The 15198-nt window shown below is 67.7% G+C and carries 13 protein-coding genes; 3 read left to right on the top strand and 10 right to left on the bottom strand.

Annotated elements, in window-relative coordinates:
- Window positions 1–7: 7 nt before the first annotated feature.
- The 3 genes from ACLQ3C_RS05575 to ACLQ3C_RS05585 all read right to left on the bottom strand — a co-directional run bounded on the left by ACLQ3C_RS05575 (window position 8) and on the right by ACLQ3C_RS05585 (window position 3413).
- Window positions 8–856 carry an alpha/beta fold hydrolase gene (locus tag ACLQ3C_RS05575; RefSeq protein WP_425704041.1) on the bottom strand — a complete coding sequence of 283 codons (849 nt, stop codon included), beginning with the start codon at window positions 854–856 and terminating at the stop codon, window positions 8–10.
- Between the two features lie 78 nt (window positions 857–934).
- Window positions 935–1783, bottom strand: a complete 849-nt coding sequence (locus ACLQ3C_RS05580; protein WP_425704042.1) for a helix-turn-helix domain-containing protein — start codon at window positions 1781–1783, stop codon at window positions 935–937.
- On the bottom strand, window positions 1752–3413 hold the full coding sequence (locus ACLQ3C_RS05585) for a DUF222 domain-containing protein (protein ID WP_425704043.1): 1662 nt from the start codon (window positions 3411–3413) through the stop codon (window positions 1752–1754). Before ACLQ3C_RS05585 ends, ACLQ3C_RS05580 begins: the two co-directional genes overlap by 32 nt.
- 176 nt (window positions 3414–3589) lie before the next feature.
- Here ACLQ3C_RS05585 and ACLQ3C_RS05590 point away from each other — a divergent pair, with 176 nt between their 5' ends.
- Window positions 3590–4048 carry a DUF3224 domain-containing protein gene (locus ACLQ3C_RS05590; protein WP_425704044.1) on the top strand — a complete coding sequence of 153 codons (459 nt, stop codon included), beginning with the start codon at window positions 3590–3592 and terminating at the stop codon, window positions 4046–4048.
- Between the two features lie 185 nt (window positions 4049–4233).
- The gene (locus ACLQ3C_RS05595) at window positions 4234–4800 is read left to right on the top strand and encodes an Rv1733c family protein (protein ID WP_425704045.1); all 567 of its coding nucleotides are present in this window, start codon (window positions 4234–4236) and stop codon (window positions 4798–4800) included.
- 18 nt (window positions 4801–4818) lie between these two features.
- On the opposite strand, the gene ACLQ3C_RS05600 is transcribed toward ACLQ3C_RS05595, so the two are convergent.
- The 5 genes from ACLQ3C_RS05600 to ACLQ3C_RS05620 form a co-directional block, all read right to left on the bottom strand.
- Complete coding sequence (locus ACLQ3C_RS05600) at window positions 4819–6372, bottom strand: succinic semialdehyde dehydrogenase (RefSeq protein ID WP_425704046.1); 1554 nt, start codon at window positions 6370–6372, stop codon at window positions 4819–4821.
- 41 nt (window positions 6373–6413) lie between these two features.
- Window positions 6414–6911: a ribonuclease E activity regulator RraA gene (rraA, locus tag ACLQ3C_RS05605; RefSeq protein ID WP_425704047.1), complete on the bottom strand. Its 498-nt coding sequence runs from the start codon at window positions 6909–6911 to the stop codon at window positions 6414–6416.
- Between the two features lie 98 nt (window positions 6912–7009).
- On the bottom strand, window positions 7010–7261 hold the full coding sequence (locus tag ACLQ3C_RS05610; RefSeq protein WP_425704048.1) for a type II toxin-antitoxin system Phd/YefM family antitoxin: 252 nt from the start codon (window positions 7259–7261) through the stop codon (window positions 7010–7012).
- A 43-nt stretch (window positions 7262–7304) separates the two neighbouring features.
- Window positions 7305–8453 (bottom strand): lipase family protein, encoded by a 1149-nt coding sequence (locus ACLQ3C_RS05615; RefSeq protein WP_425704049.1) that lies wholly within the window; start codon window positions 8451–8453, stop codon window positions 7305–7307.
- A gap of 56 nt (window positions 8454–8509) precedes the next feature.
- Window positions 8510–10021: a M28 family peptidase gene (locus ACLQ3C_RS05620; RefSeq protein ID WP_425704050.1), complete on the bottom strand. Its 1512-nt coding sequence runs from the start codon at window positions 10019–10021 to the stop codon at window positions 8510–8512.
- A gap of 225 nt (window positions 10022–10246) precedes the next feature.
- On the opposite strand from ACLQ3C_RS05620, the gene ACLQ3C_RS05625 reads away from it, so the two are divergent.
- Complete coding sequence (locus ACLQ3C_RS05625; protein WP_425704051.1) at window positions 10247–10828, top strand: TetR/AcrR family transcriptional regulator; 582 nt, start codon at window positions 10247–10249, stop codon at window positions 10826–10828.
- A gap of 15 nt (window positions 10829–10843) precedes the next feature.
- Here ACLQ3C_RS05625 and ACLQ3C_RS05630 read toward each other — a convergent pair whose 3' ends face one another.
- Window positions 10844–11743, bottom strand: coding sequence for an alpha/beta fold hydrolase (locus tag ACLQ3C_RS05630; protein ID WP_425704052.1), 900 nt, complete (start codon window positions 11741–11743; stop codon window positions 10844–10846).
- A complete protein-coding gene (lysX, locus tag ACLQ3C_RS05635; protein WP_425704053.1) occupies window positions 11743–15162 on the bottom strand; it encodes a bifunctional lysylphosphatidylglycerol synthetase/lysine--tRNA ligase LysX in 3420 nt (1139 codons plus the stop codon). The genes ACLQ3C_RS05630 and lysX overlap by 1 nt, the downstream gene beginning before the upstream one ends.
- Window positions 15163–15198 lie beyond the last annotated feature (36 nt).

A 15198-nucleotide genomic window follows, 5' to 3' on the forward strand; every position in this document is an offset into this window, starting at 1 on the left:
GGCGGCCTCAGCCGATGCGCGCCAGGATGGCGTCGGCCACCTCACGGGGACGCCGCTGCGGAATCCAGTGGTCGACGCCCTCGAGAACGATGAAATCGTAAGGCGCGTCGACCATCTGCGCGCATCCGCGCGCACCGGCGCGGGACAGGAAGATGTCGCCGTCGCTCCAGATATAGGTGGTGGGGACGGTCACCTTGCGGTTCATCAGGCCGCGGTCACCGTACTTGAGCGCGCGATACCAGTTGAGGCCGCCGGTCAGCGCGCCATACTCGACGATCTCGGTGCGCAGGTGATCGGTGAAGCCGGGCGGACCGATCTGCGGCGCGCGCGGACTGGTGACTCCCTTGCTCAGCAACCACTCCGGTAACCGTGGGATCTGGAACAGGCCCATGTACCACGAACGCAGTAGTTGACCGCGAGGCATCGCTCGCAGATATGCGCCGGGGTGCGGGACCGCGAGTGCGGTGAGTGTGGCCACGCGGTCCGGATGATCACCGGCCACCGACCACGCGACAGCCGAACCCCAATCATGGCCGACGAGATGAATTTTCGGTGCGTCGAGCGCATCTGCGAGTGCGATCACATCGCGGGCCAGTTCAGATGTTCGATAGTCGCGGACGGCACTGGGGCGGGCTCTGGGCGAGTACCCGCGCTGATCGGGTGCGACGGTCCGATATCCCTGCGCATTCAGGAGCGGGGTGACCGCGTCCCAGCAGGATGCGCGTTCGGGGAATCCGTGCAACATGACGATGGGCACATCGTCTGCCGCCGCGGCGTCGTCCGATCTGGTCACACCGGAGTCGGTTACATCGAACGTCAGTCCGTCCCTTGTGAATTCACTGATCGTCTGCGCCATCACGCCTTCCCTTGTGCACCGCGGGGCGACCCGTGTCGCGCACCGCTGCCTTGCTCCGACGATAGCGTGCCCGGCGACTCAGCGTCGACGATCTGTGGTGCGGCCGCCGCGGACATAGGCGGCCGGCGGTGTGCCGACGACCCTGGTGAACGCTCGCGTCAGGTGTGACTGATCGGTGAAGCCCAGGCGCACAGCGGTTTCCGCCCAGTCGACGTCACCGCCGGCATTGGCCACCGCAGCCACATCGAGCATCCGGAACCGCTGGATGACCCACTTGGGTCCGATGCCCACGTACTCGCCGAACTGGCGTTGCAGGGTTCGCAGGCTCACGCCACCCCGGTGGGCGAGTTGTTCGGCTCGGGTGATCTCCGCGTCGTGTTCAGCAGCCTCGACCAGCGACGCGACTTCGTCGATCGCCGGGTCGACAACCGGACCGAGGTCGCGGAGCCAACCGGTGACGATCGCGGCCAGATCGTCGTCACCGCGATCGGGATCGAGCAGCCGGGACGCGAGAGGGCGATCGTCGACGCCGAGCGCGTCGCCGACGGTGCGCACCGAGCGGGTCAGTGCACTCACCGGTCCGTCGAGGAACCCGCGGAAACCGCCCGCGCGGAAGGCAACGCCGACCACCTGGCCATCACCGGCGAGCGTGCGCGCAAAGCTGTTCTCCCCGACCCCATGTACCCACATCCGGTCGGCCTCGGCCGCCATGTGCACGACCGGCTGTGGAATCACCTGCTGCACATGCGGCTCGGTGACCGTCCAGCGCACGATCCACGTGTAGTCGACCCAGTACGCGAGGTCGGCGGGTGGAAGTATTCGCGACACCCGGAACGGCAGCGCGTCGGCAGCACCGATGATGGCCTGCCGCCCGCGACCGACGCGCGACAATGCTCTACCGATCTGCCGGGTCGAGCGCGTCATCATCGTGGGTGATGATCTCGACGATGTCGTAGCTGCCGGTCGCGGTGCCGACGGTGGTGCGCAGGATCTTGTCACCGGGCGCCAAGCCCACCAAGCAGCTCCGGTCCGAGGCGATCGGACCGGTGAATATACCGGTACTGCTGTCCGGCAACGGATTACCCGCGTCGGGTGGGTCGGATGGTTGCGCGTGTATTTGGGCACGCACCCTCGCGAGCCCGGCAGTGAAGTCGGGCCCGACGTCGGGCAGTTTGTTGACGCGTTTCGGGTGCGGTGGGGCGCCGGGTGCGGCGTTGCGGCGCCACCAACACCGGCCGGCGAGGGGTCCGTCGCGGTAGATGCCGGTGGTGTACTGGCCAAGCCGGTCGCCGACCATCCGATTGTGTTTCGGGCACGCCGGGGCGAGGTCGTCGATGTTGGTCAACCCGCCCTTCGCATAATCGAGGGTGGCGTGGTGGATTTCCGAATGCGCGGCCGGTTGCGAACATCCGGGGTGTGAGCACACTTGGCCGTCGGGTTTGGCGAACAGGGCGATGCGTTGTCCGCGGCTCGCCAGCCGGGCGCGACCCAAATACAGGGGCACGGTGGTGTGCTCACCGAACACCGCCAACCAGGGTTGCGCGTCGGCCGCCAACCGGATGACGTCGGTGATGGGCAGCAGGCTGTTGGTGGCGGTCACGCCGTGGCCGGTTTCGTTGATCAGGTCGGTCAGGTCGGCTTTGATGATCAGCTGCACCGGTAGGCCGCGGTGCGATTCGCCGAGTTCCCCCGACGTCAGGGCCAGTTTGTACACGGCCTGCATCGCATCATGGTTGCGTTGGGCTTGGCTGCGGGTGTCGCGGTCGGCGGCGGCCGCCAATTTTTCGGGGTCGGCGTCTTCGACGGAACCCGACGGTGAGTCGGGGTCGTCGGGGTTGTTCATGCCGGGTGCGGCCCATACCGCCCAGACGGCTTCTTGGTCGGCGCGGCATTCCGGGGTCATTTTGCCGGTCATCTTCGACATTTGCTGGGTGTCTTGGCGGCCGAGGAACACTTGGCGTTTCTGCTGCCGGTCGGTGTCGTCGGTCAACTCGCCGTCGGGGTCGAGGTGTGCCATGAGGCGGGCGCCGATCGTGGTCAACTCGGCGGGGGTGTGCACGCGCGCGTAGTCGGCCATCTGCTTTTCGGCGTTGACCTTGATGTCGTGGTCGACCTGGTGCGGGATGTCGTCGAGGACGTCGATCACCACCCGCGAATGTGCGGGCCCGACCGCCCCCTCGGCGAACGCCTGCGCCAACGTGGGGTACTTCGGGGCGAGGGGTTCACCGGTCAACCCGTGATAGGTGGCGGTGGCGGTCATCTGCTTGCGGCGGCGCATCGGCTCCGACACCCGCAACCCGACGACCATCATGTCGGTCACCGATCGAAACCCGAACCGGCGCTCCGCATTCCGGTCGGATAGCTCGACGATCTGCCGGTCACCCTGAAACGTCAACCGGTTGATCGCGCGTTCATTGGCTGCCGCGACCTCCAACAGTGTCTCATCCGAACACGGCGACAGATCCGTCTTCGCCAGATCATCGATGAGGGCGTGCAATTGCGCAACCTTGTCTTCGACGCTGGTTCCCGGACCACCAGTCGAATCGGTTGCGCTCATTGTCACCCCCCAGTGAAGCGATCAAACATCAGTTCGTCGCTGGTGCGTTCGAGTCTACGCCCGATCTATCCGCATGGCAACCATCGATCGAAAATACTTTTGACAAGTTTCGTGGGTATGGACGGGCTGTCGCGTTTCTCCAAGACACCCCCGCCCGCCACGGGCAGGCTGGGTTCATGAATGCCACTCCCGACATCCAAACCCACACCGTCGCAGCGACTTTCCAGGTCGCCTCCTGGGAAGAGGAAACGATCTACCTCGCCGACGACCACACCGTCGAGATCAGCGGAAAGGATTACCCGACGCACGGCTTCGCTCGCGCCGACGTCACCTACAGCTATGACGGCGACGTCTCCGGTACCGGCCGCCTGTCCTACCTGCTCGCCTATAACGCCGAAGGCGATGCACCCACCTTCGGATTCGAGGCATTCGAGGGCTCCATCGACGGCCACGAGGGCACGCTGGTGCTGCGCCACAACGGCTTCCACAATGCGACCGGGGTCTACGAGCGGCTCGACATCGTCGAGAACCTGGGCACCGGCGGGCTGGCGGCCATGCGCGGATTCGCGCAGATCGAGATCGCCGGACACAGCGACGCCGGCTACCCCATCACCTTCCATTACACGATGGGCTGACCGGGCAACTCGCCATACACCGCAACAGCCTCGACCGATCGGTCGCGGCTGTTGCGGCTCGATGACCGCTCTGCGCGGTGTTTCGTTACTCACAGTTCGGCCCTGGACCGGGGATCGAGTTTGTCAAAACGGCCCGACAGGCGAATTCTGGATGGTGAACAGGTTTGGGGATCGCGAGGACTGTGATGGACGATCGGACGGCGTATCGGCGCCGGGACGCGTACCTGCCGTGGTCGCACAATGCGTTGATGCGGCGCGGCGATCGAATGTTCGCCACCGCGGCGGTGATTTCGGTGGCCCTGGTGTTGCTGGCCATTCCGCTATGCGTGTGGGCGGGCAACGCCACCTACCGGGCCGTCACCGCCCGGGCGGACGACGCGATCCCGATCAGCGCCACGGTCGTCCACGTCACCGACCCTGGAGCCACCGCCGTGGGAACCACTGCGACCCTCGCCTGGCGCACCTCCTCGGGTCGCCATACCGACACCATGTCGGTGGCCGACGGCACCAAGACCGGCGCCGTCCTCGACGCCTGGACCACTGCGGACGGCACCCGCCTGCACAACCATCCCGGCGTCACCGAACGTGTGCTGGGCGCGGTCTGGGTCGGTGGACTGACGTGGCTGGCGGTACTCACCCTTGTCATCATCGCGACCGGCCTCGTGCGACGTCGCGTCACCCGCACCCATGACGCGCTCTGGGACCGCGAGTGGGCGCTCGCCGGCAAAGCCAACGGCTGGGCCGCCCGCTGAACTCTCCGCCAGGGCCCGTCAGCGGCCGGGCAGATACTTCAGGGCACGCATCGCGTACGGGCTCGCCGCGCGGTAGAGGCCCCGCGGGATGCCGGGGGCGCGATCGATACCGATGAACCGCTGCTCGGCGATGGTCTGCGACTCGGTGTATTTGAGCAGCCCCTCCTCGCCGTGCCTGCGACCGACACCCGAGATGCCCATGCCGCCCATCGGGGCCGCCGTCGACGCCCATGCCGCGGCGTAGCCCTCGTTGATGTTGACGGTGCCGGCGCGCAGCTTCTCCGCGATGCGCTGCGCCTCTTCGCTGCTGCCGGCCCAGACGCTCGCGTTCAGCCCGTATGCGGTGTCGTTGGCGAGTTTGATCGCCTCGTCGACGGAGTCGACGGGATACACCGACACCACCGGCCCGAAGGTCTCGTCGGCGAAGCACTCCATCGCGTCGGTGACGCCGGTGAGCACGGTCGGCTCGAAGAAGAACGGCCCGAGATCTGCACGGCGCTTACCGCCGGCGACCACCGTGGCACCCTTGGCCACCGCGTCGTCGACGTGCGCCTGCGCCGCGTCGACCTGGGCCGCCGATGCCAGCGAGCCCATGTCGGCGTTGAAGTCGTAGGAGGCGCTCAGGCGCATCTTGCGGACAAACGCGCCGAATTTCTCGATGAACTCGTCGGCGATGGCGGCATCGACGTAAAGCCGTTCGATCGAGATGCACAACTGGCCCGAGTTCGAGTAACAGGCGCGGGCAGCGCCCTCGACGGTCCGGTCGATGTCGGCGCCGGCGGTCACGATCATCGGGTTCTTGCCGCCGAGTTCGGCCGAGAATCCGATCAGCCGTCGGCCGGCCTGCTCGGCCAGGGTGGCGCCGGTCGCCGACGATCCGGTGAACATCACATAGTCGGTGGTCGCGACGATCGCCTGCCCGACGACGCTGCCCGGTCCGGGCACCACCGCGTACAGCTCCGGCGGCAGGCCCGCCTCGTAGAGGAGTTCGGCGAGGGCCAGTGCACAATACGGCGTCTGGCTGTCCGGCTTGATGACGACGCCGTTGCCCGCGAGCAGCGCCGCGACCGCGTCGGAGACCGCGAGCGTCAGCGGGTAGTTCCACGGACTGATGACGCCGATGACACCCTTGGGCTGATACCGCACCCGCACCTTGGTGGCACCCGGGAGGATGCCCTTCACCTTGCGATCGGCGAGCAGCTTGGGGCCGTTGGCGGCGTAGTACCGCGCGGACAGCGCGACGTCGATGACCTCTTCTTGGGCGTACGCGCGGGCCTTACCCGTCTCGGCCTGTGCGATGTCCATGAGCGACACCGCATTTCGGTGTACCAACTCAGAGAACCGGTCGATCACCTTGGCACGGTCCTGCGGGCTGCGGGCAGCCCAGCCCTCCTGTGCGGCGCGCGCACGTGCCACCGCGGTCTCGAGGTCGTCGGCGGTGCCGACCGGGATGGTGGCCATCTCGACGCCACTGAACGCCTCGAGCACCGGACGGGTCGGGCGGTCCGCCGCGTTGTCGATCGCGGCGAGCGCGCCGAGCCGGGCGAAGTATTCGGGTGTGGGTCGGGCCATGATCAATCTCCTCGCGCGATCGGACAGAACGGGTGGTCGGGTCAGACGGCGGCGACGAGCACGATGCCGTCGTCGTCGGAATAGAGGGTGTCGCCGGGGGCGAAGGTGATGCCGCCGAGTTCGAGCGGGATGTCGCGCTCCCCGGCGCCGGTCTTGGTGGACTTGCGCGGATTGGTGCCCAGCGCCTTCACCCCGATCTGCATCCCGCCGATCGCCTTCGCGTCGCGGATCGCGCCGTTGACGATGACGCCGGCCCAGCCGTGGGACCGGCCGAGCTCGGCGATCAGGTCGCCGACCAGTGCGGTATGCACCGATGCGTCCCCGTCGACGACGAGCACGCCACCCGGATTCGATTCGCCCAGGATCGACTTGAGCAGCGCATTGTCCTGAAAGCAGCGGACCGTGGTGACGTGGCCGACGAACTCGCGCACCCCGCCGTACTGGGTGAACTGGGTATCGCAGCTCCGCACATCGGCACCGATCTCGTCGACCAGGTCGGCGGTCGGGGTAAAGGTGAGCTCACTCATACCGAACAGCATAGGTGTTACCGAAACCAACAGGTAATGCCGCTCACGCGACGGCGCAGTGGCGGGTGGTGACGAAGTGATCGTGGACGCCGAGGTGAGCGGCTCGACGGTCACCGCGAGCCGCGAACGTCCTCGAGGATCGCGGTGAGGTTGTGACGGCTGCGGATCGGGCTGACTGCGGTGAGCATCCCGGGGCGGCGGGCGGGAACGAGGACCCCGGCGTCGATCAATGCCGATCGGGAGCCTTCGCTTTCGGCGGCCGGCACCAGATGCGCGACGAGGCGTCCATTGTTCGCCACATCCAACGTCTCGCCGGCCTCGACTCGCGCGAGGTATCGCGATGCGTTCTCACCGCAGCTCACGCACTCCGATGGTCTCCATACCGAAAGCCTATGCCCGATCGTGCTACCGCGGCTCGAGCCGAGCCGTCAGCCACTCGGCGATCGCCGTCGCAGTACGCGGGTCGGTGGGTACCGGCGTGTGGCCGGCCGGGTGGACCGCGAAATCCACGGGCGTGCCGGCGCGCCGATACTTCCCGACCAGCTCCGCGACCACCGGCAGCGGGGCCACCGCGTCGTAGGCTCCCGCGTCGACACGAATCGGCAACCCGGCCGGAAACCTCAGGTGGGCAACATCATTGCGGTCGACGATGGCCGCCAGCTGTGCGCGTGCCGACACCCCGCGCGGCCCGAGGAGCTGGGTCGGGGCCATGCCGCCGAACGAGTCCGATGCCGACAACCCGGTGTAACAACGACTTTCGAGGTGCGGGAGCAGTCGCCTCGCGGCGGGGCTGAGGCCCCCACGCTCGACCAGGCCGGCGAAGCCCGGGTCGGCGGCCGCGGCGCCGTGGATCAGCAGGGCGGCGAGTCCGACGAGGTCGGCGGTCGGCGCGCCGCCGAACGGTAGCTGTCCGACACCGGAGACGATGTCGCCCATGTGCGTCGGCGGGGTCACCGCGGCCACCGCGCGTAGCCGCAGGCCGCCCCACTCGACCGCGGGCGACGCGGCCGCGAACAGTGCCGCCACCGCCCCCTCGGAGTGGCCGGCCAGCACGACGTCGCGGCCGATCCGCGAGTCTGTGTGCCGCACCGCCAACGCCGCGTCGATCGTCGACCGCGCCAGCGACCGGCCGATCAGATACGGATGCGGCCCCGGCGCCCCGATCCCTTCGAAATCTGGTCGTACAACCGCAATTCCGGCGTCGAGCAGCCTGCCGACAATCCGATTCCCGGAGGTCATGTGCGCCAGCTCGGGATCACCGGCCCGCGCCGATGACGGGGCACAGACGTCGGCTGCACCGACCGTCATGTGATTCCACACGGCCAATGGCCAGCCACCGGGAGGCGGCGCGGACCGTGGCAGCAGCAGCGTCCCGGTCATCTGGGTCGGCTGCCCCCGCACCGACGTCGACGAATAACGGATCAGCGTGGTCGAGACCGCCTGTGGCAGTGCGACGACGGGATCGGTCACCGGCGTGGCCGCGAGAACGGTCGGGACCACCACCGGCGCACCACGCGCCCCGCCCGCGCCCGCCAACGCCGCAACCGCGGTCATCGCCAGGATCACAACGCCTGCGCTGCACCGCTTCCCACGTGCCGCCGGCATTAGGGTCACCGGGGTACCAGGCCGATCGATCGGCTCGGCTGCGCGTCGAGACGATCAAGGGTGTCGGCGAAGAACGCGGCCACCGGGGCGAGTTGGCTGCGGTCGACCTTGTCGAGGGTGTCGGCGTCGTCATACATGTACAGCGGTCCGGCGATGAAGCTCACGACGGGTATCCCGGCGACCAGGGCGAACGACGCGTCGGTCGGCACGCCGCCGCCGGTGTATTGGAAGGGCGCGGCATTGAGCATCGTGGCGGCCCGAACATCGTTGCGGCTCAACGAACGTGCCATGTCGGCCTTGAGAGCGAGATTCACGTTCTCGAAGATGCCCTTGGGCTCGGGCTGATCGGTGGTGATCAGACGGCCGTTCGCGGCGCGCTTGGCATGGCGCCCCACATGTTCGATCGTGGTGTTGGCCACGATGTTCCACGGCGTGGCCCGGCGCACGAGATATTTGTCGACGAATGCCTGATGGGACTGATATCCGGTGAAGTGGGAGTCGAAGGTGACGAACATCAGGCTCTTGTCGCGCGGACGGTATCCCGGCCGCCGGGCCGCCGCACCGTAGTGGTCGGCGAGCGCGATCACCTCGGCGGTGCCGGTGCCGTCCTCGACGGCGCCGGTGGTCACCGAATCATGATGCGACTGCACCATGACCGTGTCGCGGGTACGCCCTGCCAGCATGCCGACCACGGTGCGAGCGGTCACCGCCCGCCGGTCCACGGTGAGATCGATTCGTGCTCGATTCCCCTGCCGGGCAAGCATTTCGCGCATCCGAGCCCCGTCAGCGCGGGTCACCCACATTCCGGGGATCGTCATCGCGAGTCGCCGGTAGTACTCGTTGTGATAGCGATTGGAGTCGAAGTAGTCGTCGAGCACACCGACGAAGCCGACGGCGCCGGCCTGTTGCGCCTCGCGGACAGTCGATTCCAGTGACGTCAGGTAGGGATTGGCGGCGAGCATCGTCTCCGGATCGAATCGCGAGTTCCCCGGATCGTTGATGTACTCGGCCAATGGCAGCATGCCTGCGGTGGGTAGCAAGAAGTCCAGGTCGAACAGGACGATCTTGCCGCGCACATCGTGACCGGCGACCTTGCCGTTCCCGATGTCGGCGACCGGCGCGGTGAGCCCGGTCATCCCGGTGCTGCGGTGCCCGGCGCCGGCATCGGCCGGGATGAACGAGTGCGATACCGGGAAGGCGTCGATCGGGGTGTCACCGACACGCAGCCCGTAGTTCGACGGCGTCCAATCGTAGGAGGTGACCTCCTCGAAGTGGACGTCGGACAGCCCGGCGGCCTGGAAGCGCTGGGCCACATAGTCGGCGGCGCGGCGGCCACCCGGTGACCCGGTTGCCCGCGGACCCGACGACGTCAGGTCGCCCACGGTGGAATAGATCGACTCGCTGCTCATCGGGCTCGCCGGGCTCGCGTGCGCCGGCGCCACATGCGGCCCGACGCACGCTGCCGCGACGGCCACGACGGCCCCGATGACTCGCCGCACCACTATTCTCGAACGCACTGCACTCCCTCGATCCGTCCGCACACCAACTCGATCCGTCCGCACGCCAAGTAACGTACGGTTCGGTACTTTACTACAGGAGGTATTACGTCCACGTCCGATTCGGCCGAATCGCCCATTCCCAGGATCACCGAGGGCGTCTTCTTCAGCACACCTGAGCGCCTGCCGCGCGGTCCGCACGGCCTGAGTCGCGAGAAGGTCCGCGCCATCCAGTCCGAGCGCGTGATGATCGCCTACACCGAACTGGTGGCCGCGTACGGCTACCAGGCGGTCGGCGTCAAGGAGGTGGTGGCACGCTCCGGGATGTCACGCTCGGCGCTCTACGACTGCTTCGAGCACATCGACGCCTGCGCCGACGCCGCCTACGACCGATTCATCTCGGTACTGGTCACCGAGATGACGGCGCGGCTGACCCACACCGCCGTCAGCCGCGACATTCCCCTGGTGCTGCGCGCCTACCTCGAGACATTGCAGCGCGACCTCGTCGTCGCCCGTGCATTCCAGCTCGAGTTCGACGCAGCCGGGCCGTCCGCGCGCCGACGCCGCCGGGCGGCAATGGAATTCATCGCGACATTTCTCCGTGACGAGCATCGCAAATTGGCCGTCGACGACGCCGATCTCGACCCCGATCTCCCGTTCGAGGTCTTCCTCGCGGCCGTCTACGCCGTCCGCCAACTCTCCTCCGACGCCCTCGATACGCACGCCGAACCGGCACTACCGGACCTCGAACCCCTGCTGTCGGGTTGGCTCGCACGCAGCCTGCTCCGGCCCGGGAGTCGACGAGCGCCGGGCACGTCGACAACCTGAGCTCGTCGGAACCACCTATGTCCGCCCGCCGACCTCGCCCACCAACTCGGCCACCTCGTCGGGTCGATCGAGCACCACGAAGTGGCGGGCGGCCACGGTACGGAACTGCGCACCGAGATCCGCGGCGTAGCGCCGCTGCTTCCAGCACCAATAGCGCTGCCACACAGCCGGTCCCGACACCGCAGCCAGCACGATGGTCGGCACCTCGGGCATCGGGTGTGTATGTCGCATCCGCCGGAGCGCTGCGTTGATCGCGGGGAAGGCGGCGTTCTCCGTCAGCGTCGCCAGCAGCATCGACGGTCCGCCGAACAGCCTGCCGGCCCAGCGCCGTTGGGACTCGTCGAACCCCTCGGGAGGCCGCGGCAGCACCCGCTCACGCACTGCGGCACCATCCGCCGGGCGAATTCCGCTGCACCGGCCGATCGTCCGCAGCAGGCCGATCGCCCGGTGCGCGTTGCCCACCCGGACACCGGTGGGCAGAATGCGCCACGGGACCAGCACATACGACCCGTCGAGGATCAGCACACCGGCGGTCCGGTCAGGGCGGGTTCGCGCGAATCCCTCGACGTACAACGACGCCAGCGAATGCCCGACGAGGATCACCGATCCGGCGACACCCACCGCGTCGAGAACGGCCAGCATCCGGTCGATCTCACCATCCAGCGACGGAACATGATGGGCCCGAGGCGCTTCGGACATCCCGTAGCCGGGCCGGTCGTAACGGACCACGCGATGGCCGCGGGCCACCAGCCGCGCGGCCAGCGGATCGAGATCGAACCAGTTGCTGCCCAATGCGGCCATCAGCAGCACCGGCGGCCCCGCACCCTCGTCGACGACGTGGATGCGTCGGCCGTCGACCTCGACGAACCGACCCGGCACCGACGTTCCGGATCGGGGCCCGGCCGGCTCGGTCATCACCCCTCGTCGGGCTTGACCAGCGGGAAGGCCAGCGACTCGCGGATCGACTGCCCGGTGATCAGCATGACGACGCGGTCGACGCCGATACCGAGACCGCCGGTCGGTGGCATCGCATACTCGAGCGCCTCGAGGAAGTCCTCGTCGAGCTCCATCGCCTCCGCGTCGCCGTCGGCGGCCAGGATCGATTGCGCCGTCAGCCGTCTGCGCTGTTCGACCGGGTCGGTGAGCTCGGTGTAGGCGGTGCCGAGCTCCACCCCCCACGCCACGAGATCCCACCGTTCGGCGACGCCCGCGCGGCTGCGGTGCGCGCGGGTCAGCGGCGACGTCGACGTCGGGAAGTCGATGTAGAACGTCGGGAACGTCGTGCGGTCCTCGCCGAGATGCTCATACAGCTCCAGCACGAGGGCGCCGGCATCCCAATCCGGCCGGTGCGCGATCTCCAGGCGATCGCAGATCCGTCGCAGGTCTTCGGCGCTCGTCTCGGGCGTGATCTCCTCCCCCGCGCCCTCGGAGACGACCTCGTGCACCGTCTTCACCGGCCACGCCCCGGAGATGTCGATTCGCTCCGGGTTGCCGTCGCCGTCGGTCCGGTAGATCACCGGCTCACCGTGCGCGGCGGTCGCGGCAAACTGGATCATCTCCCGGGTCAGGTCCAGCATCTTCAGGTAATCGCTGTGTGCCTCATATGCTTCCAGGCTGGTGAACTCCGGGTTGTGGCTGAAGTCGACGCCCTCGTTGCGGAAGTTGCGGCCGATCTCGTAGACCTTCTCCACCCCGCCGACGCACAGCCGCTTGAGGTAGAGCTCGGGGGCGATCCGTAGATACAGGTCCAGGTTGTAGGCATTGATGTGGGTATGGAACGGAGTTGCGTTGGCGCCGCCATGTACCTGCTGCAGTATCGGCGTCTCCACCTCCAAGAAGTCACGCGCCGAGAGGAAGTCGCGCAATGCCTTGACCACCACGCTGCGTGTCCGCAGCAGCTCACGACTGCGCGCGTTGGTGGCGAGATCCAGATAGCGTTGCCGCACACGGGCTTCCGGATCGGCGAGGCCGGCCCACTTGTCGGGCAGTGGACGCAGGCACTTGCCGTTGATCCGCCACGCATCGATCAGCACCGACAGTTCGCCCGAGCGGCTCTCCCCCAGGATGCCGCGCGCCTCGATCAGGTCGCCGAGATCCACGTCATCACCGAAATCCGGGGTTCCCGGGATGATCCGGCAGTTCTCGACGAGCAGCTGGACCTCGCCGGACCAATCGTGGAGGTCGGCGAAGATCACCTTGCCGAAGTCGCGCAGCCGGGTGACCCGGCCGGCGATGGTCACCTGCGTGCCCGCCGGCTCCTCCCGCGCCTGCGCGACGGTGTGGGTCGGGGCGTCTGCGGGCGGATACGGATCGAATCCTTCGGCGACCAGGCGATCGAGCTTCGCCATGCGCACCCGCACCTGCTCGGGCCGATGCACCGTGACGGCTTCCCGATCGGCTTCGGCCGCAAGTTCGGCGATGAGTTCGTCGACGTCGATGCCGGCCGGCACCGACGACCCGCCGTCGGCATTGCGTTCCTTGCGACGCAGCCGCGGCAGCTGCACAAAGCCCTCGGTGACGACGCTGGCCAGCCCGGCGCGCGGCAGCATGCGGGCATCCTCGAAGCACAAGAAGCGTGGCTGCCAATCGGGCAGGTATTTCGCGTTGGACTTGTAGAGCGACTCCATCTGCAGAAACCTGGAGCCGAACATGAGCAGCGAGTAGGTCGCCCGCGTCACCGGTCCGGCCCCGATCTGACTGCCCTGTTCGAAGAACGCGCGGAACGTCGCGAAGTTCAACGAGATCTCACTGATGCCGACCAGCGCGGATTGCCGGCACAGCTCGGCGACCATCGTCTCGACGACGCCGTTGACGCCGTTGCGGTCGCGGCGCATGACGTCCAGCGAGATCCCGCGTCGACCCCACGGGACGAACGAGAGCATGCCGACAACCTTCTCGTCGCCGGCCTCCGCGTCCCCGGCCGTGCCGTGGGCACCGTGCTGGATCGCCTCGACCAGCAGGCAATCGCCGTCGGCCGGATCGCCGAGTCGCGACAGCGCCATTGCGAAGCCGCGTTCCTCGTCGGTGTCACGCCACGCGTCGGCGCGCGCGATCACCTGCGCCATCTCTTCGTCCGACAGTTCACGGTGGCGGCGCACCCGCACGGTCACGCCGGCGCGGCGGTTACGGGTGACGGCCTGCCGCACACTTTTCATCGTCGATCCCGAGAGACTGAACTCGGCCGTGTGGATGATCGCCTCGTCACCGATGGTGAGCGTGCCGAATCCGGCGGCGTCATAGGCGGCGGCGCCGCGCTGACCGGCGCCCATGGCCGCCGGATGCCAGCCGTAGCGCTCGCAGAGGGTCAGGAACTCCGCGATCGCCCCCGGCCACGACGCCGGGTCGCCGATCGGGTCGCCACCGGCCAGGCCGACACCGAGTTCCACGCGATAGGTGATCGCGGCACGTCCGTCGAGGGAGAACACGACCGCCTTGTCGCGCCGTGTCGAGAAGTAGGCCAGCGAGTCGTCGGCGCCGAACCGGTCGATCAGCGCCCGGATCAGCCGTTCGTCCTCTGCGGTCATCAGCGACTGCAGTCGCTGTGACCGGAACAGGACGAGTGCCGCGACGATCAGCGCCAGCGCTCCGAGAAGCCCGAGCAATCCGTTGATCCACGGGTGGGTGTGGCCGTCGAAGGTGCGCTGGTCGATTGTCGCGAAGGCGACGACGCGGTTGAACGCGTACGCCAGTCGTTCGCCATGTTGCAGACTGCCCGGGGCCAGCTCCACCAGACCCCAGCCGATCAGCGTGGCGACGGCCAGACCGCCGATCAACACGCCGTTCGCGCGCAGCAATGCGCCACGACGAACCCGCGTATAGAACTGCCGGTAGGTCAGGAGCAGAAAGATCAGGATTGCCGCATCGATGGCCAGACCGATGCCGATGTTGATGCGCTCGGTCCGTGAGATATTCAGATCGGCGCCGATCGCCGGGACGAACAGCAATGCGTTGGAGATCAGGAACAATGGCACCAGGATGACGCAGATCCACCACGCGATCCGTTTGCGGGCCGCGAGTGCGATCGCCAGGATCGCGAGCACATAGGCCCACGCGAAACTCGTATCCGGCAACGCGACGATGTAGTTGTCCACGTAGTCACGCGGTACATGGATCCAATGCCGGAAGAACGGAAAAACGCTGGACGCCAAGGCGATCGCGGCCAGCACGCCGACGACGGTGCCGGCGATCCGCGGTGCGCCGCGGCCGAATCCCCGCGGACTCCGGATCTGATCGAGCAGCTCGGCCGATCGACGTTCGGCCGCCTTCGGGTCCGGTCTCGCCGGTAGGTGCCGCCTCGCCTCGGCGGTCTGCTCAGCACGCGTCTCGACCACCATGAATCACAACCTTAGACTGCGGTTCGGTTCGCCGGA

This window comes from Gordonia sp. DT30, assembly GCF_049844915.1.
Classification (GTDB): Bacteria; Actinomycetota; Actinomycetes; order Mycobacteriales; family Mycobacteriaceae; genus Gordonia.